General features: G+C 56.4%; 17 protein-coding genes. 3 read left to right on the top strand and 14 right to left on the bottom strand.

Annotated features, from left to right (window positions below; all coding sequences use genetic code 11):
• Positions 1-15 precede the first annotated feature (15 nt).
• Positions 16-576: a VOC family protein gene (locus AC3WS9_RS08865; protein ID WP_492487829.1), complete on the bottom strand. Its 561-nt coding sequence runs from the start codon at positions 574-576 to the stop codon at positions 16-18.
• Positions 577-814: 238 nt separating this feature from the next.
• On the opposite strand from AC3WS9_RS08865, the gene argS reads away from it, so the two are divergent.
• Entirely contained in the window at positions 815-2,548 is a 1,734-nt protein-coding gene (gene argS, locus AC3WS9_RS08860) for an arginine--tRNA ligase (protein WP_282494665.1), read from the top strand.
• Between the two features lie 82 nt (positions 2,549-2,630).
• Here argS and AC3WS9_RS08855 read toward each other — a convergent pair whose 3' ends face one another.
• The 13 genes from AC3WS9_RS08855 to flhB all read right to left on the bottom strand — a co-directional run bounded on the left by AC3WS9_RS08855 (position 2,631) and on the right by flhB (position 16,894).
• Entirely contained in the window at positions 2,631-3,716 is a 1,086-nt protein-coding gene (locus AC3WS9_RS08855) for an aminotransferase class V-fold PLP-dependent enzyme (RefSeq protein WP_492487827.1), read from the bottom strand.
• Between the two features lie 50 nt (positions 3,717-3,766).
• Positions 3,767-5,071 (bottom strand): YhfT family protein, encoded by a 1,305-nt coding sequence (locus AC3WS9_RS08850; protein ID WP_492487825.1) that lies wholly within the window; start codon positions 5,069-5,071, stop codon positions 3,767-3,769.
• Between the two features lie 10 nt (positions 5,072-5,081).
• Complete coding sequence (locus tag AC3WS9_RS08845; RefSeq protein WP_282494669.1) at positions 5,082-5,435, bottom strand: DUF2620 domain-containing protein; 354 nt, start codon at positions 5,433-5,435, stop codon at positions 5,082-5,084.
• A gap of 9 nt (positions 5,436-5,444) precedes the next feature.
• Complete coding sequence (locus tag AC3WS9_RS08840; protein WP_285144373.1) at positions 5,445-6,323, bottom strand: phosphotriesterase-related protein; 879 nt, start codon at positions 6,321-6,323, stop codon at positions 5,445-5,447.
• A 4-nt stretch (positions 6,324-6,327) separates the two neighbouring features.
• A complete protein-coding gene (locus AC3WS9_RS08835) occupies positions 6,328-7,563 on the bottom strand; it encodes a phosphopentomutase (protein ID WP_492487823.1) in 1,236 nt (411 codons plus the stop codon).
• A complete protein-coding gene (locus AC3WS9_RS08830; protein WP_492487821.1) occupies positions 7,556-8,731 on the bottom strand; it encodes a YhfX family PLP-dependent enzyme in 1,176 nt (391 codons plus the stop codon). Before AC3WS9_RS08830 ends, AC3WS9_RS08835 begins: the two co-directional genes overlap by 8 nt.
• 93 nt (positions 8,732-8,824) lie before the next feature.
• A complete protein-coding gene (locus AC3WS9_RS08825; RefSeq protein ID WP_282494672.1) occupies positions 8,825-9,181 on the bottom strand; it encodes a PRD domain-containing protein in 357 nt (118 codons plus the stop codon).
• 24 nt (positions 9,182-9,205) lie between these two features.
• Positions 9,206-10,108, bottom strand: coding sequence for a GntR family transcriptional regulator YhfZ (gene yhfZ, locus AC3WS9_RS08820; RefSeq protein ID WP_285158083.1), 903 nt, complete (start codon positions 10,106-10,108; stop codon positions 9,206-9,208).
• 195 nt (positions 10,109-10,303) lie between these two features.
• On the bottom strand, positions 10,304-11,443 hold the full coding sequence (bglB, locus tag AC3WS9_RS08815) for a beta-galactosidase BglB (RefSeq protein ID WP_492487818.1): 1,140 nt from the start codon (positions 11,441-11,443) through the stop codon (positions 10,304-10,306).
• A gap of 4 nt (positions 11,444-11,447) precedes the next feature.
• Complete coding sequence (locus tag AC3WS9_RS08810; protein WP_285144234.1) at positions 11,448-13,031, bottom strand: MFS transporter; 1,584 nt, start codon at positions 13,029-13,031, stop codon at positions 11,448-11,450.
• Positions 13,032-13,282: 251 nt separating this feature from the next.
• A complete protein-coding gene (gene flhE, locus AC3WS9_RS08805; RefSeq protein ID WP_285144372.1) occupies positions 13,283-13,675 on the bottom strand; it encodes a flagellar protein FlhE in 393 nt (130 codons plus the stop codon).
• Complete coding sequence (flhA, locus tag AC3WS9_RS08800) at positions 13,675-15,753, bottom strand: flagellar biosynthesis protein FlhA (protein WP_492487816.1); 2,079 nt, start codon at positions 15,751-15,753, stop codon at positions 13,675-13,677. The genes flhE and flhA overlap by 1 nt, the downstream gene beginning before the upstream one ends.
• Positions 15,746-16,894, bottom strand: coding sequence for a flagellar biosynthesis protein FlhB (gene flhB / locus AC3WS9_RS08795; RefSeq protein WP_282494678.1), 1,149 nt, complete (start codon positions 16,892-16,894; stop codon positions 15,746-15,748). Before flhB ends, flhA begins: the two co-directional genes overlap by 8 nt.
• 516 nt (positions 16,895-17,410) lie before the next feature.
• Between flhB and AC3WS9_RS08790 the strand changes: the two genes are divergently transcribed.
• Entirely contained in the window at positions 17,411-17,986 is a 576-nt protein-coding gene (locus tag AC3WS9_RS08790; RefSeq protein ID WP_285149575.1) for a fimbrial protein, read from the top strand.
• Positions 17,987-18,121: 135 nt separating this feature from the next.
• Entirely contained in the window at positions 18,122-18,814 is a 693-nt protein-coding gene (locus AC3WS9_RS08785; protein WP_492487813.1) for a fimbrial biogenesis chaperone, read from the top strand.
• The last annotated feature ends 1 nt before the right edge of the window (position 18,815 follow it).

The following is an 18,815-nucleotide window of genomic DNA, read 5'->3' as shown; positions in this document are numbered from 1 at the left end:
ACACTCTTTTGCGGGTTATGCTTCACTGGCGACGATTTGCTCGATGGTCCAGGGGTGAAATTTCACCGTCACTTTTCCATCGGTCACCGCCAGCGTCGGGTTCGGCAGGCGCTCGCGCTCCCCTTTTGGCGAGCTGGTTTTCACAAAGATACCGGGCTTACTCAGGCCGTCGTCCGACAGCAGCGCCAGCGCGCGGGCATTCAGGGTTTCCGGGTCGCCCGGCAGTACGATTTCGATATGCTCCCAGCCCTCGATCGGATAGCGCTTTTCGCCCGGCCACGGCAATTCAACCACGTGAAATGTCCAGTGCGCCACGCAGACAGGCTCATGGAGTTTGAACAGGCAAATCGGGCGACCGTTGATGACATTTTCCGACAGCAGTTCGCCGCACTGTTCAAACCCGCGACGCCAGCGCTCCGCCGTTGCGTCCTGATGGCAGCGCAGGGAAATGTGATCGGCGTCGAGCGGAGCGATATCCAGCCCCAGCCGGGTGGCAAGTTCTGTGAACGCCTGGGTGAAACGCGGTAAATCTGCGGAAATATCATGCAGTTCGTCAATGGATTGCCAGTTCGTCATCAGCGGTTCTCTTATCCTGTCGCAAAGCCGCTAATTTACTCTGTTGCATGGCTGCAACCAACCGCAGATTTCACGAATTCCCGACTGCATGCTTATGCACTATTTCTTCGCCTGTTTTCTGAGCGCTCTTGAGCCTGTGCAATGCTGACGCCAGAGGGCATTTGCAGTATACTCCGGCACTAAATTCTCAAACTGGTGTGGGTTCAACTCGCCCGCAGCAAAAAAGTAAGGTATCCAGGTGAATATTCAGGCTCTTCTCTCCGAAAAAGTCAGTCAGGCACTGATTGCCGCAGGGGCTCCTGCGGATTGCGAACCGCAGGTTCGTCAGTCAGCAAAAGTACAGTTTGGCGACTATCAGGCTAATGGCGTGATGGCAGTGGCTAAAAAACTGGGCATGCCGCCGCGACAACTCGCTGAGCTGGTGCTGACTCATCTGGATCTCAACGGCATTGCCAGTAAAGTTGAGATTGCAGGCCCAGGCTTTATCAACATTTTCCTCGATCCGGCCTTCCTCGCCGGTCACATCGACGCGGCGCTGAAATCTGACCGTCTGGGCGTGTCCCAGCCGCAAGCGCAAACCGTCGTTATCGATTACTCTGCGCCAAACGTGGCGAAAGAGATGCACGTCGGTCACCTGCGCTCCACCATCATCGGTGATGCCGCGGTGCGCACCCTGGAATTCCTCGGCCATAAAGTGATTCGCGCCAACCACGTCGGCGACTGGGGCACACAGTTCGGGATGCTGATTGCTTATCTTGAAAAACAGCAGCAGGAAAACGCGGGCGAAATGGCGCTGGCCGACCTCGAAGGTTTCTACCGTGAAGCCAAAAAACATTACGACGAAGATGAAGTCTTCGCCGAGCGTGCGCGCAGCTATGTGGTGAAACTGCAGGGCGGCGACGCCTACTTCCGCGAAATGTGGCGCAAGCTGGTCGACATCACCATGTCTCAGAACCAGTTAACCTATGACCGTTTGAACGTTACCCTGACCCGCGACGACGTGATGGGCGAGAGTCTCTACAACCCAATGCTGCCGGGCATCGTGGCCGATCTGAAAGCCAAAAAACTGGCGGTGGAGAGCGAAGGCGCAACGGTGGTGTTCCTTGATGAGTACAAAAACAAGGAAGGCGAACCGATGGGCGTGATCATCCAGAAAAAGGATGGCGGCTATCTCTACACCACCACCGATATCGCCTGCGCGAAATATCGCTACGAAACCCTGCATGCGGACCGCGTGCTGTACTACATCGACTCCCGTCAGCACCAGCACCTGATGCAGGCGTGGACCATCGTGCGTAAAGCCGGTTACGTGCCTGATTCTGTGCCACTGGAACACCACATGTTCGGCATGATGCTGGGTAAAGACGGCAAGCCGTTCAAAACCCGCGCCGGTGGCACCGTGAAACTTTCCGACCTGCTGGATGAAGCGCTGGAACGTGCGCGTCGTCTGGTCGCTGAGAAGAACCCGGATATGCCAGCCGACGAGCTGGAAAAACTGGCGACAGCCGTGGGTATCGGTGCGGTGAAATACGCGGATCTCTCCAAGAACCGTACCACCGACTACATCTTCGACTGGGACAACATGCTGGCCTTCGAAGGCAATACCGCGCCATACATGCAGTATGCCTACACCCGCGTGCTGTCCGTGTTCCGTAAAGCCGACATCGACGAAAGCGCGCTGGCGAATGCGACCGTGGTGATCAACGAAGATCGCGAAGCGCAGCTGGCTGCTCGTCTGCTGCAGTTCGAAGAGACGCTGGCGGTGGTCGCGCGCGAAGGCACGCCGCACGTGATGTGTGCGTACCTGTACGATCTGGCCGGTCTGTTCTCTGGCTTCTACGAGCATTGCCCGATTCTCTCCGCCGAAAGCGAAGAAATTCGCAACAGCCGCCTGAAACTTGCACAGCTGACCGCGAAGACGCTGAAGCTGGGGCTGGATACCCTCGGGATCGAAACCGTAGAACGTATGTAAAAACAAACCCGGCGATGGCCGGTTTTTTTTATAAGCGCAGCGCCACCGGGGAAATTGCCTGATGGCGCTTCGCTTATCAGACCTACAGGTCTCTGCAACTTTCCCGCAAAATGCGCAGTACCGTCTCAGCCCCACTGCGATTCGGGTTGATGCGGATCATGCGCTGGGAAAGCGTGGGGTCGGACTGGCGAAACGTCCCGGAAAGCCGGTAAAACAACGGCGGAATTTCATATTTCGATTCAGCCCCAACCGGGTAAGGCAGCGCCCCCAGCTGATGGGCACGGGCCAGCACTTTCTCCGCAATCGGCTGATGAAACTCCACCAGCAGCACTTTGGACTGCGCGTTCGCTATCAACGCCTGCTTCACCTGCGGGATCGCCCCGCTTTGCAGTGCCGCCACCACACGATCATTTACCAGCGCTTGCACCGCGTGCATCACGGGCGCGAAAACTAACCCGCGCAGGACCTCCATCGCCTGAACGCCCTGAACCTGGCTGCCACCGGAGTACATGCTTTGGCGCACGCGGCTCACGGCATTTTCGTCACCCACAACCACCCCCACTCCCGCCGGGCCAAAGAGTTTGAAGCTCGAGAAGGTGGACAGGCCAGAGCCGCACTCGCAGCCGATCTTCTCAACCTTCATCACCGCGTAATTATCGTCCGTCAGCGAGGGAATGCCGTAATGATTCAGGCAGGCGATGACGTCCTCCAGGGAATAGGCATCGTCCATTTTCTGGCGCGTATGCTGGATCAGCGCCGCCTGCGGGCGGTGTGCCTCAATCGCTTTCGCCACCTCATCAAGCTGATTGAAATCGGCACGAATCAGGCGAAGGCCCATCTGTTCGACAATCACTGCCGTGGTCGGGTAAACCGGCGCATCGTGGATCAGCAGCGTCTCCCCCGCTTTCAACAAAGCCGCGAGGCCGCTTCGAATCGCGCCCGTCCCCGCCCCCTGCACCAGCGCCGCTTTAGGCGCATTAAAAAAATCAGCGATGACGGCTTCGACCCGCTGAGTCATCTGCGGCTGATTAAGTCCCGGAACCAGACCCAAATCTCCGCCGCTGAGGAAATCGCTTCCCGGAAAATGACGGCAGATAATATCCACCAGCTGAAACTGTTTTTGCTGCGCCTGTTCCATGGTCAGGCTCTGCAAAGGCCAGGTATTCATAGGTTCACTCCATGAAGACCTGCCGCCGAAGCAGCAGGTTTCGCAAGGGATCAGGCCGGAACGAACAGCCCGCACCAGAAGAGCATGTTGAGCACAATCCCGGTGATTAATACCGCCACCACCGGAGACGCCATCTTCTGAACCGGACGGCCCAGAGATCCGTTCAGGAAGTAAAGCGCCGCCGCGATGGTAAAGCCGGTGTAACCGGCCATTTTGATGGCTGCGAAGATCGAGCCCACCAGCAGCGCCATCTCCATCAGCATGTTCATCGCATTGCGGATATTGTCCGACGCGTTACGCACCGACGGGTAGCGGCCCAGCCATTTGCCAATCGAGCGCAGGAGCAGCACTTCGGCAGAGATGATCAGCGCCCCCACCACAAAGGCAATCAGCGGATTGGCGATCAGATAACCTGCCGCAAACACGAAGGTAAAGCCTGCCACCGCGTAGACGCCGGTCGCCAGCGCCGTGGTGGCAATCATCGGGACGAAGCCCAGACCGCGCATGAATTCTGCCAGCGCCGCCTGATTGATCAGGGTCTGAGATTGCGCCGGATCGAGTCCTGCATGGTAGGCTTTTTCAAGGGTGAAAATGGAGACCTCGGAACCGGCGAAGATCTTCATGCTGGCCACGGCAGCAATCAGCCCGCCGACGATGGCAATATACGGCAGGTTTTTAATGATCCGCGAGGTTCGCTCTTCAAACACTGACAGCCCGGCGTCGTCATGTTCGCGCTCGCCGCGGGTACGGTGATCCTGAGTAATTGCGATGCCTAACAGCATCACCATCCCCACGAAAATCTCAATGGATTCCGGGTTCAGGTGCAGGAAGTAGCGCACGATAATCACGCGTGTCATCAGCACGACAAACGCGGCGAAGAGGCTGTTTTTCCAGCCGAACTGATAGAAAATCGCCACCAGCGGGAACAGCGCAAAGGCCGACACCACCGGCGAGCTCAGTTCACCCAGCGAGCCCAGCACGTCAACCGGAAGCGCCGTCAGCAGATGGTTCACCGGCAGCAGACAGGTGAGGATCAGCACGCCCCAGACTGCGCCGAGCCCAAAAGCCAGCGCGCTGTTAAAGGCCAGCACGCCAATAATATCCGTCGGCAAGAAAAGCAACCAGCTGTTCAGCAGCCCGGTTTTCAGGGTGAATGAGATGCCCACTGACGCCACAAAACCGATGCTCAAACCGAATGCGATACTCCCCGCTTCGCGGCGGTTCATATTGCCTTCGATAAGCTGCGGCAGGATCGGGCGGATGCCGTCGTGGAAGACCGCCGCAGATTTGTGCGCCAGCAGCGCCGTCATCCCGGTGAGGCAGGCCACGACTAAAATTTGAATATAGAAATCCATAGCGCGGCCTCTATTTTAAATGCGCAATCAGCATCGGGATGGCGTGTTCGATATGCTCTACCGACAGGCCAAAGGCGACTTTGCCGTCCGCCACCATTTTGGCGACCTGATCTTCCTTCGCCTTAATGCCGGGTTTGGCGATAGTGCCGCTTTTGTTGTAGCCGATCACCGCAATCGCAATGGATAACGCCGCGCCAGCACCGGTATTACAGGCACCGATGTAGTAGTCGAGCTGGCCGGATTTCACCTTCATCGCGGCTTCCATATCGTTATAAATAAACACCTCAAAGCAGCCAGGCGCGGCGGATTCGATGGTCTTTTTCATCAGTTCGCGCTGTAAGCCAGCAACACCGATCTTTTTCATGGGAGATCCTTATTTAAAGAAGACAGAGGGGTTATCACGTAACATCAAATCAATGTCGGCCTGGGTGAAGCCAGCCTCGCGCAACAGAGGCACAAAGGTGGTCAGCAGATAGTCAAAGCCGGGGCCGCCGTTCGCTTTCAGATGCGAGCGTCGGGTGATATCCATGGAGAGCATCACGTGGCCGAGCAGGCCGCGGCGGGCAATCTCGACCAGCATCGCCACGCGCTTTTCGTCCGGGTAGTAGTTGTTTTTGCCGATGGTATCGAACTGAACAAAAGCCCCCTGATCGATCATCCGCAGGATGTTGTCGAGGTTGTCTTTCAGGTCGCAGTGCCCAATGACCACGCGGGAGAGATCCACGCCGTGGCTTTTCAGCAGCGCCAGTTGCTCAAGGCCCATGGTGCTGAATGAGGTGTGTGTGGAGATGGGGCGGCCCGTTTCCCGGTGCGCGATTGCCGCGGCGGCAAACACTTTGGCCTCAATCGGGGTGATGACATCCACGCTCGAGCCAATTTCCGCAATGATCCCGGCTTTCAGTTCGGTGCCGTCAATACCGAGGGTGATCTCGTCGATCATCTCTTGTGCCAGGGCCTCTACCGGCGTGGTCGCGACGTGGGCCGGGAAAAAATCATGCTGGTAATAACCGGTGCAGGCGACCACGTTCATCCCCGTATCGCCCATAATATCCAGCATAAACTGCGGGTTACGCCCCATGTAGCGGTTGGTCATCTCAATGATATTGCGCACGCCCTGAGCGTAGAGCGTCTTCATCTCCGCACAAATCAACGCATACTGATCCAGGCGGCAGTCGATGTTGTTTTTGAACGAGGACAAATCGATATGCAGATGTTCGTGGGCATAGGTATACCCCGACGCATCAAAACGAATCTGTTCAGCCATGATGGCCTCCGTTGTCAGTCATATGTAGCGAAGCGAGGAATGACGTGCCGTTTTGCGGCGCGGCGGCGTGGAAAAAGTCACAGACCGTAGCCCCTACGTCAGACAGGGTTTTCCTCGCCCCCAGTTGCGCAGGCGCTATGCCCGGCTGCCAGACCAGCAGAGGGACTTTTTCACGCGTGTGTTTGCTGTGGCCGATCGTCGGGTCATTGCCGTGATCGGCCATCACCACCAGACAGTCCCCGAGTTGCATGGCCTCCATCAGGCGCTCAAGATTGCTGTCCACCAGCTGCAAGCGGTCGGCGTAGCGCGCCACGTCCTGGGCGTGCCCGGCGAGATCGGTTTCCTGAATATTGGTGCAGATAAAGGCATCACCCGGCTGGCACACTTCATCGAGCGTGATGTCCAGAATGCGCTGGCTGTCGACCAGATTCTGGTAACTCACGCCGTGCGGATTAATGGCGATATCCGCCACTTTGCCGACCAGCACGGTTTTGATGCCTGCCTCGTGCAGCTTTTGCGGAACCTGAACGCTGGCATCCACGCCGTAGCCCATGTGCACGACCTGAAAACCGTTGTTATATACACCCGAACGCGGGGCGTTAATCCCGATATAAACGCCCTGTTTTTCTTCCAAGGCGTCCAGGATCTGCTGGCTGCTTTCCAGCAGGCCGCCAAAGGCGATCACGCGCCCCACTTGCACCTGACGGCGAACGATCTCGCCGATGGTGCGGACTTCCTCAAAGGAGATATCCGTGAGATTGGCGCTGATGTTAAACACCTGCCCCAGATCCGCCTCGAGGTTGTCACCGATCGCCACCGCCTGATTCACCCACAGATATTGCAGCCCTTCGCCCCGACGTTCGATCTGCCAGCCATCGGCGAGCAGTGCCTGTTCAACCTCATCAATCACCGTGGAAAAAGGCATTCGCAGCGGCGATTTGGGAAGCGTACCGAGGATCTCCTGATGACCCATGAAAGTGTCGCCCCCTTCGTGCTGCAACGCCGCGGTGCCATAAACCGCACTCGCTGATGGCTTCATCACGCCCACGTCCTGCCCAAGCGCGTTTATCAGGCCAAGCTTCTCCAGCACGGGTAAACGAAGCCGGGGGAAATGCTGCAAAATGTGCCCGCAGGTGTTGGCCCCGATATCCTGCGGCCTGACCTGCGGCACATCGTCCATTGCCCCAACGCCAAAACTGTCAATCACCACCACCACAAACTTACTCATTGCCACCTCCTGACACCGGGTTGCCGAGACTGTCATACACAGCTTCGAGCACCGGCGCGCCGCGGGAGATCCCGGACACCAGCGCCACATCGCTGCGTGTGACGAAAATTTGCGTGCGAAAACACATCACCACCGGACTGCCGACCGGAAACTCACCGGCCAGCGGAATGTGATAATCAATGCTGCTCTCATCCATGGGCAGCAGGCTGGCGGGAATACCGGTGTGGCCCTGAAGCGGATAAACCAGCGCGTTCTGCGCATGCCCGCGCCGATAGTACCCGCCGCCGAAGCAGTAGCTGTTGCCCTGAAAATGGTGAGAAACTTCCGTGAGATAGAGCATGGCGATGCGCTCGGGCTGATCGCCGTGCTGGTTCGCCGGAATGGTACCCGTCAGGGCGTGACCTGGCTCCGCATGCGTCACGCCAAAACTGGCCAGCAGCGCAAGAGTGCTGCAGCTCGAGGCCGATGGCGCATTCAGTTGCTCAAGCTCAACGCCCTGGGCGAGCAGACGATCGCGGGCCTTCAGCAGAGTGTGTAAGTTGGGCGTAGGCAGGGTTTGCTGCTGCTCGTCATCCCACAGCAAGCAGGGAAAATGCGTCAGCCCCGCCAGTTTCACACCGGCAAGCGAGCGGATGAGCGATACCACTTCATCCAGCACCGCGAGCGAAAAACCGGCTTCCTGACCAGGATAAAGCCTGTCCTGTGGGTCGAACACTTTTAGCATGATGGGCTGAACGCGTCCGTTCTCCAGCGCCGCAGCCGAAATCTCCCGCGCCTTTTCCAGTGAGAAGACGGTGATCATCTCGACCGGCGCGAGGACGTTTTCCGTTATCTGGCTTTTCGGGATCTGCACCAGATGGCCCACGTGCGAGACCGGCACGTCGGCCTTACGCAGGGTGCGAGCCTCTTTAAAATCCACCGCCACGGTGCCGTGGAAACCGAGTTCTATCAGCTTTTGTGCCAGCCACGGGTTACGCCCGAGCTGCTTGGTCATCAGATAGAGCGTGATGCCGTGCCGGGCTGCGGTCTCAAGCAGGAGACGGCCATTCTCCATCACCCGATCGACGTCGATAACCCAGGTATCCGGCAGGATGGCTCCCTGCCGCCATAATTCACACGCGGCCTCTATCAGCGCCGGGTTCTGTGCCTTGAGTGCTCCAGTAAACATGCCCTTGCCTCTCGACTCCATGCAGACGATAACAACTTAAATCATCATTTTTTTGAATATTTAATGCGTAGACGCTGGTTCCTGACGCACCGTTTAGCCTTTGCTGGCCATCCACAAACTAAAGAGATTCGCCAGCAGGTAGCCTTCCTCGTTGGGATGGAGCCGGACATCGAACGGCGCGAGCACCGCCTGGTGTACAGACTCGACCTGCGGCCAGATGTCACAGCTTTGCATCTCGTCCAGAATACCCGCGTCCAGCGGACCAATCTCCTCGCCACGGCGGCTGCGCATCAGCGCATTCGCCATATGGGTGATCGCCATCTCGCCCTGCTCGTTGTGCACGGAAATGGCCCATACGGTTTCGAGCTGTGTGACGACACCTGACATGCCGTCACAGATATCCTTATCAATGATCCCCGCCTGACACAGCAGGTTGAGCCTCTCTTCCATCGCCTTACCTCATTTAATCAACACTCAATAACTGGGTTCTTGTTCGCCCACCAGAACGCGCTGCTGATGAGCCAGTAATGCAGATTTGTTCACCACCGTGCGCAGTAGCTGCTGGATAGGGATGTCGTCCACGCGGGTCAACACCACCGCTTCCGAGGCATCTTCAAAACGCGGGTCGCCTTTCAGAGGCTGCGCCACCAGCCCGTGGGTATCGAGTTCGATCTCGTTCGCGACGTTCCAGATCACCGCGTCGATATCCCCTTTGACGATCCGGGCGAGACACTCGTGATACGGCACATCGAGCAGCTCGACGGATTGCCCGGCGAAATACACATCCGTCATGATGCGCTGGTCGGCAGAGCGCGGGTCGAGACCCACCCGTTTGATCTGTTGCGCACCCGCCCGGCAAATCAGCTTGTGCTCGCCCACATAGGTATGGGGGCCGAGTTCCAGGGCCATGTACACATCCCCTCTGTCGACATAGCTTTGCGCCGCCAGGCGAGAAACCACCGCCAGATCGTAAACGCCGTTGAGCAGGCACTCCACGCGGACATCCGAACCCCGCATGTGGGCGTAGTAAAACGGGATGCCGTCGAACTGCGCTTTCAGCCCGCTGGCCAGCCCTTCATACAGCCGGGTATAGGGCAGCGGCATCGCACAGACGACGTTGCCGATATCGGCGAAATCCAGTAACAGTTTGTGGTCCATGTTGACCAGAAAGCTGCCGTTGCGCCCACGGCGTTCCACCGCAACTGCTCCGGCGCTTTCAAGGGTTTTTAACGCCGCCTGGATCAGGCCGACGGAAAACCCGCACTCACCGGCCAGTTCGTCAATGGTCTTAAGACGGTTCCCGGTTTTTTCGCCGAGTAAGTATCGCGCCAGGCTGTTCTGCGCGACGCCCTCTTTCTTGATAAAGTTACGGCTCATTATTTATCTTCATTTTATTGAATGGTTATATCTTCATTAAAATGAACATAAATGGCAAATGCGGAAGATGGAAAGGGAGAAGAGCATCACAAAATGATGTGGGGGCCAGGTTTTGTAGCCCCGGTAAGCGCAGCGCCACCGGGGAAAATGCCTGATGGCGCTTCGCTTATCAGGCCTACAAAACCACAAAAAAAATTAGAAATACTTTCGCAGATACTCCGTCAGGCACAAAATCGCCATCGCCTGGCCGTACGGCATGGAGGTCAGCGGGATCTGGCGATAGAACTCCAGATCGCTGCCCATCCCGGTGCCGAACGAGGTTTGCAGTAACTCCCCTTCCGGTGAGATGTTTTTCACGATGCCGCGAATCGCCTTCTCTGCCACTTGCGCATACTCCGCGCTGACGTAACGCTTACGCACCGCTTTCAATATCCCGTAGGCAAAACCGGCCGTCGCCGACGCTTCCAGATACGAATCTGGATCGTCGAGCAGCGTATGCCACAGGCCGCTTTCGTCCTGACGGGTTGCCAGCGCGGCAATCTGCGCGTTCAGCACCTGCACCAGATAGCGGCGCACGGCGTTGTTTTCCGGCAGATCCACCAGCTCGAGGAAGTCCGGGATAACGATCGTCAGCCAGCTGTTGCCGCGCGCCCAGCGGGCTTTCGCAAAGTTATGCTGCCCGTCGTAGTTCCAGCCGTGGAACCACAGGCCGGTTTCCCGATCCATCAGATTCTGCACGTGCAGCAGGAACTGATAGACAGCCTCTTCCACATACTCCGGGCGGTTGAGCAGCTTGCCGATTTTTGCCAGCGGCAGAACCGTCATCATCAGCGTGTCATCCCACATCTGCTGATGATTCTCTTCGGCCAGCGTAATGTGCTGCATCCCACCGTGCGTCGTGCGCGGCATGTCGTTCATCGCCCACTCCGCCCAGCTCTCCAGCCACGGCAGCCAGGTGGCGTTTTTCGTCTCTTCATAGCGACAGGCCAGCGTCAGGAACGGTGCCATGGTATTGACGTTTTTGGTGGTCGCGCCTTCGGCAAAGCGGTCGGCAAACCAGCCGTCGATGATGTCACGCATCTCGCTCGCGCCGGTCTGGCAGTAATACTGCCAGATACCGTACAAGCCGACGCCGTGCGTCCACTCCCATCCCGCCCAGCCTTTGGTGTCGATCACCCGCCCGTCGTCCAGTCGCAGCAAAAATTCGCCGGTTTTATCGTGAATGTTCACCAGATTGTGCGTCACCTTTTCAATCAGTGATTTCAGTTCATCCCTGGCAATAAAGTGCTCAGGCTGACGCAGTAGCGGGCTATGTTTGACAGGCCAAACCTTCATAATCTTAACCTCTGTGATATGTCGAATTCAGTACCGCGCGATCCTTCAGGGAAGGTGCCGCCGGTTTGTTGCGATTCAGGTAACCAATGTTGTTGTTGCCCCACAGGGATTCGTACGGCATCCCGGCCAGCAGTTCGACGGTGGCGCGGGCCTGCGGCGTCGCGGTTTCCGGCATCGCGCGGCCAGACTCGCGCATTTTGGCGGTCTCTTCCCGCAGGGTGCTGTGGGTGTGCAAGTTCAGTTTGAAGCGCAGGGAGACCAGGAAGCCGCAGATCAGCACCAGAATGGTGCCCACGCTCAGGATCATCAGAATGGTGTGGCTCACTTCCGCAGGCTGGACTTTCTGCCCGCTGACAAAGCCGGACATCTGCATCACAATCCCGACCAGCATGATGGCACCCGCCTGCGAGGCTTTACGCGTCAGGGTCATGATCCCGGCGAAAATCCCTTCGCGACGTTGACCGGTGATGACTTCATCCACGTCGGCAATGTAGGTGTAGATGTTCCACGGCACATAGTTGATACCGCCGCGCCCCAGGCCGGCAACCGCAGAGATCAGCAGCAACAGGGAGTAAACGTCGCTCAGCCCGGCGTAGTAGAGCATCGCGTAGGAGAGAGAGGCCAGACCAAACAGCACGACGACCATGCGATAAGACGGAGCCGGTCCGAAGCGGATGCAGAGCGGGATCATGGCGATAACGGCAATGAACTGGAAGATAGCCATGGTGCCCAGCAGATTCGAGGCCATCGACGCTTCCTGCATCAGGACGAACACCACGTAGTAGGTAAACACGGCGTTGAACACGTCCTGCGCGATATAGCCCCCGAGGTACATCCCCAGATGCTGGCGGAAAATCTTCACCCGCAGGGTGGAGCTTAGCTCGACGAACAGACGGTTCAGGCTCTGGCTGAGGTTGAGTTTTTTCTTCTCCTCTTCGGCACGCAGCGCCGCCTCAGACCACTCTTCCCGCGGACGTTCCCAGGTGAAGATCCACACAAACGTCAGCATCATCGCGCACAGCACCGAGAAGACCAGGCTCGCGTAGAAGAAGGAGATGGCGTTGTCTTTCCCGAAGTGGGTCAGCAGAATGCCTGGCAGGAAGGAGGCCAGAATCGCTGACATCTGCGCCATAGAGATACGCGCCCCGGAGAATTTGGTTTTCTGTTTGAAATCGTCGGTCATTTCCGGGACTAAGGTTTCGTACGGCACCAGAATCATGGTGTAGACGATGTCGAAGATCAGATAGGTGACCAGGTAATACCAGAAGCCCATGTCTCCGACCCACATCATCGAGTAGCTGAAGACGCAGGGAATACCGAGCAGGATAAAGAACTTACGGCGGCCAAAGCGTTTGCCGAGCCAGGTGGTGCCGAAGTTATCGGTCAGGAAGCCCATCAGCGGGCTGACGACCGCGTCAAGCACCCTGGCGGCGGCGAAGATAAAGGTCGCCTCAATCGGCGAGAGTCCACAGAAGGTGGTATAAAAATATAACAGCCAGGCCGCCGTCAGCGCGGTGGTCCCTGCCCCAAGGAAATCGCCCGACCCGTAGGCCAGGTAATTTGCGAGTCCAATTTTACGTGTTTTCATTGCCGTCAACCCTTTCAGTGTTGGGAGACTCCCCCTCATCCGGGAGTTTTTACACGGCTACAGTAAAAGCATCGTCATATTGATACCTTTCTGTTTCTGCCATCGCGCAAGGGCAAATGGCAATAATGCAAAGAGATTCCATACGCGTGTCACTGATTTATAAAACAGCGTTTCTTTTGCATCAAAAGGCGGGGTCATTTTTTGCGAGCCAGCCGTCAGTTTCGTCTGACGGCTGGTGAAAAGGCAGGCAATTAGCGGTAGTTGACGATCACTTCGTTACTTTGAACTTTCAGGGCCGGGATCAGACGTCCTCCCCCCGGCACTTCCCAGACAAAGCGCAGCGGCTCTATGGCAGGCACGCCGTTGAAGGCATGCGTGGTGCCGTTTTCGCCATCCAGCTCGGTGCAGCGCGTCTGCGAACAAAGTCGCACAAGCAGCCCGGCAGGCGTCGGGCCGATCAGCTGATAGCGCCAGACCACCAGCGTCATCAGACCGGAGACCGGCTCTGAGGCGGACAGCGGTCGCGACGAGGCCGATACGCCGCGATTACTCAGCGTGATGCCGATGCTGCTCGCCTGCCACGTCCCCTCCCCTGCGGCCTGGGCCATCAGCGGGAAGAGTAAGATCCATAACCAGTGGCGCATCATTTGCCTCCGATGGTCGCCGTCATACGAATATGGCGGTTATCCGACAGTTCCAGATTCGACAGCACCACCAGCTGCGTCAGGCTGCGGCGCAGGAAGCGCGACAGCAGCGGACGCAACGCATGGTTCACCAGCAGCACCGGCGGTGCGCCAAGCATCTCCTGACGGGCCAGCGCCTCTTGCGTCTGGGCCAGCAGACGATCTGCCAGACCCGGTTCCAGCCCGCCGCCGCCCTGCAACGCCTGCAGCAGCAGACGCTCAAGCGGCGTATCGAGACCAATCACCTGCACTTCGCCGGTACCCGGGAACCACTGCTGGGTGATCGCCCGGCCTAACGCCACGCGCACCACGGCGGTCAGCTCATGCGGATCGCTTTGCAGCGGCGCATGTTCCGCCAGGGTTTCCAGAATGGTGCGCATATCGCGGATCGGCACTTTTTCGTCGAGCAGATTTTGCAGGACTTTGTGCAGCGTGGTCAGCGTCACCACGCCTGGCACCAGATCTTCCGTCAGCTTCGGCATCTCCTGAGTGACGCGGTCGAGAAGCTGCTGGGCTTCCTGGCGGCCAAACAGCTCCGCCGAGAACTGGCCGATCAGGTGATTGAGGTGCGTCGCGACCACGGTACTGGCTTCCACCACCGTATAGCCCTGGATCTGCGCCTGCTCTTTCAGGGCGCTTTCAATCCAGATCGCCGCCAGGCCAAAGGCCGGGTCAATGGTCTGTTCGCCCGGCAGCGTGCCCGCCGCGGTGCCAGGGTTGATCGCCAGCCAGCGGCCAGGATAGGCATCCCCGCTGCCGATCTCCACGCCTTTCATTAATATGCGATAGCGCGCAGGCGGCAGATCCATGTTGTCGCGGATGTGCACCACCGGCGGCAGGAAGCCCATGTCCTGAGCGAATTTTTTACGGATACTGCGGATACGACCCAGCAGCTCGCCGTCCTGCTGGAAATCGACCATCGGGATCAGGCGGTAACCCACTTCCATCCCGAGAGAATCTTCCAGCTGAACGTCATTCCAGGTCGCTTCCACCGCCTGATTGTTTTCCGGCATTTTGACCGGCATCGGTTCTGCCGCCGGTTTGATGTCGCGCCCGCGCAGCCACCAGGCCAGGCCCAGCAGGGCCGCGGTAAACAGCAGGAAGACGAAGTTAGGCATGCCCGGCACCATCCCCAGCAGGCCAAGCACTGCCGCGGAGAGCATCAGCACGTTCGGGTTGGTGAACAGCTGGCTAACCATCTGCTGACCGACGTCTTCATCCGTGCTGACGCGGGTGACGATAACACCCGCCGCGGTCGAGATAACCAGCGCCGGGATCTGGGCGACCAGGCCGTCACCGATGGTCAGCAGCGTATAGCTTTCCGCCGCGTGGCCCATGTCCATCCCGTGCTGGAGAACACCCACCAGCAGGCCGCCGACGATGTTGATCACCATGATCAGGATCCCGGCGATGGCATCCCCGCGAACGAACTTACTCGCACCGTCCATCGAACCGTAGAAATCCGCTTCCTGGGTCACGTCAGAGCGGCGTTTTTTCGCTTCGTCTTCGCCGATCAGACCGGCGTTCAGATCGGCGTCAATCGCCATCTGTTTGCCCGGCATCCCGTCGAGCACGAAACGCGCGCCCACTTCGGCGATACGGCCCGCACCTTTGGTGATAACCATAAAGTTGATGATCACGAGGATGACGAACACCACGATACCGATGGCAAAGTTGCCGCCGACGAGGAAGTGACCGAAGGCCTCAACCACTTTACCCGCCGCTGCCCCACCCGTATGTCCGTCCATCAGGATGATACGCGTCGAGGCCACGTTCAGCGCCAGGCGCAGCAAGGTAGTGAACAGCAGGATGGTCGGGAACGCCGCAAACTCCAGCGTGCGCTGGGTGAACATCGCCACCAGCAGCACCATAATCGAGAGCGCAATGTTGAAGGTGAAAAGCAGATCGAGGATAAATGCTGGCAACGGCAGCACCATCATCGACAAAATTAGCAGGATGAGAATCGGCCCGGCAAGGATCTGCCATTGCGTCGATTTAATGTTGCTCGGCAGGCGCAACATTGCCACCAGATTAGCCATCAGTGTCCTTCTTGTTCATAAAATCCAGTGCTTCAGGCACCGGAAGATTTTTAGGTTTACCAGGTCGTTGACCGCCTGCCAAACGCCAGCGTTTCAGCTGCCATACCCATGCCAGCACTTCCGCCACGGCGGCGTAAAGCTGACCTGGAATTTGCTGTCCAATTTCTGCATGACGATACAGGGCACGCGCCAGCGGTGGCGCCTCGAGTACCGGCACGCGGTGTTCCGCGCCAATTTCACGGATGCGCAGCGCGATAAGGCCCGCGCCTTTCGCCACCACTTTTGGCGCAGACATTTTGTTTTCGTCGTATTTCAGCGCTACGGAGTAGTGCGTCGGGTTGGTCACGATCACGTCCGCTTTCGGCACATCTTCCATCATGCGACGACGCGCCGCCTGGCGCTGCATCTGGCGAATACGCCCTTTGACGTGCGGGTCGCCTTCGTTCTGTTTGTATTCATCGCGCAGGTCCTGGCGGGACATACGCAGCTTTTTGATGTGGCTATAGATCTGGAAGAACACGTCGAATCCCACCATCGGGATAATGCTGAGCACCACCAGCACCGCACACATTCCCACCAGGTCCATGGCGTTGATCATCGCCGTCAGCGGCGATTCACTGATCAACCGCATCATGTCTGGCCAGTGGAACCAGAGATAAAATCCGGCGGTGCTGCCCATCAGCGTCGATTTGAGGATCGCTTTCAGCAGTTCCGCGCCCGTTTGCGCCGAGAACATCTTCTTAATGCCCGGGAGCGGATTGAGTTTAGAGAATTTGGGCTGCAGCGATTTGCCGCTGAATATCAATCCGCCCAGCATCACGGGCGAGACCAGCGCGACAATCACCACGCCGGAGATCAGCGGCAATAGCGCGATCATGGCGTCTTTGAGCAGCAGAATGATTTGGCTGAGGATCAGATTCTGGTCGTTGACCATACTGTGATCGAAACGCAGGCCAGCCGAGAGCATGCCCGCCAGCCTGCGGGCAAACGACTCCCCTCCCATCCAGATAATGCAAACCCCAACGATTAAAATCAGCAGGGATGTCAGTTCTCGGGATCGGGGGACTTGCCCGTCCTCACGCGCCTTTTCTAGTCGGTGGGGTGAGGGGGCTTCTGTTTTGTCGTCGCTGTCTTCTGACACAGTTCGTACTCTTTGCCCATTTCGTCACGCGTATCATGTCAGAGCCGGGTGGATTCAATGGATGGAAAAGCCTGTAAAACTGGTCGTTTTTATCCTCTTTAAAGTGAAATAACTCGATTCAGATAAACTTTTCGATCTAATTTTAGACCCCAGAGGGTAAAATTTGAATTTGCCGAAACAGGAAAAAGCATCCTGATTTTTTATTTTAAAACACTACAAACACCATTTCCCGCCAATCTAAACAAATCAAATGCAACATAAAAAATACAATTTACATCTTAACAATAATATTTATCAGCACATTTAACATCACTAAGATAATGATTATAGAATTAACTCATAATTGTTGATTTTACTATTTTCGAGAAACCCATTATCATGCAAACAATATCAATTAAGCCACACTTCCGCCTGAGGTAAATATCTTTGTATACTGTCCGTGGAATAATTTTATTTATTGGGATTATTCTCTAAAACAGTGTCTATATGGATTATATTGCTAAGGAACGTCATACCATGAACATCAGGAACAATATCATTTCGGGATCCTTGCTGGCATTAGCCTCAATGAGTGGATTCGCCGCTGAAATGAATGCAGGTACGATTCACTTTACAGGTGAGATAATCGAACCGAGCTGTGTTATCGAAGGCGATGATGGTACAGACAGTACCGTTCCTTTGGGAACCTATCCGACGTCGTTATTTACTGACGTTGGCGTGGAATCTACACTGGTGCCTTTCTCCATTTCACTGAAAGATTGCCCATTAAAAAGCGACGGTCTGCCCTCAGTTCAATTAACGTTCACTGGCACCACTACATTGACGGGGGTAAATAATCTGCTTGATGTAAGCAAAAAAACCACCGCAGGAACGACGGCGGCTTTAGGCGTGGGTGTTGCGGTCAGCCTTGATGGAAAAGATACGAATCTTATCACTATGGACGGTGCTGAAGGTCAGGTTAAAGTGCCACTCACAAATAAGGTAGATGACATTCTTACCACCAATTTCAACGCTCGATATAGGTCATTCACTAAAACAGTCGAAGCAGGCCCTGCAGATGCTGATATGACCGTAAATATTATTTACCGTTAATATTTATACTTTATCCATTCTTGATATCAATTATTTCCCAGAAAATATTGATGTGAATGGGTCTATGTAAGGAAGTCCCAACCTTATGGTGAGCTTGGGATTTCCTTTATTTTAAAAACCGGAACAGGTATTGCCATGCGTATTTTCCCGCTAGCTGTATTGTTAACCCCCGTTATTTTCATCTCCCTAAGCCATGCAGCAGGCATTCAGGTTGGGCGCACGCGAATCATCTATGATGCCGGCAAGAAAGAGATCTCACTACCGCTTATCAATAAAGAAAATGCCCTACCCTGGTTGATACAATCCTGGACCGATACGGGCGATGGAAAAACCCGTGGTCCCTTTATTGTCACCCCTCCACTATTTCGCCTTGAGCCACAGAAAGAACAAAGCCTGAGAATAGCGTGGAATGGCACGGCATTGCCCGAAAACAAAGAATCGTTGTTTTACATGAACGTTCGTACCATTCCCGCCACCGCGGCGGAAGACGACGATAAGAACGTTTTACGACTGATCTACAAAACCCGAATCAAGCTCTTCTGGCGCCCTAAGGGACTGAAAGGCTCGCCGGAGGAGACGTGCCAAAATCTGCGTTTTTCCCGCAGCGGCAAGCAATTGACGATCACCAATGACGGTGCCTTCCACAGCACCTTCGACAGTCTGCTGCTGGGCAGCACAAAAATCGTTAAAGCTGACATGGTCAATCCTCAGTCCAGCGTTCAGATCCCGTTACCGGACACGGCTTCCGGTTCGCAGGTGAGCTGGCGCTGCATCACGGATTACGGCAATGCCTCCTACAAATACGTTTCCAAGCTGGTTCAGGAATAGA

The sequence above is a fragment of the Lelliottia sp. EB106-05-01-XG201 genome (assembly GCF_058791735.1).
Note: the sequence above shows the minus strand (reverse complement) of the source record. Positions and strands in the feature narration are given on the sequence as shown.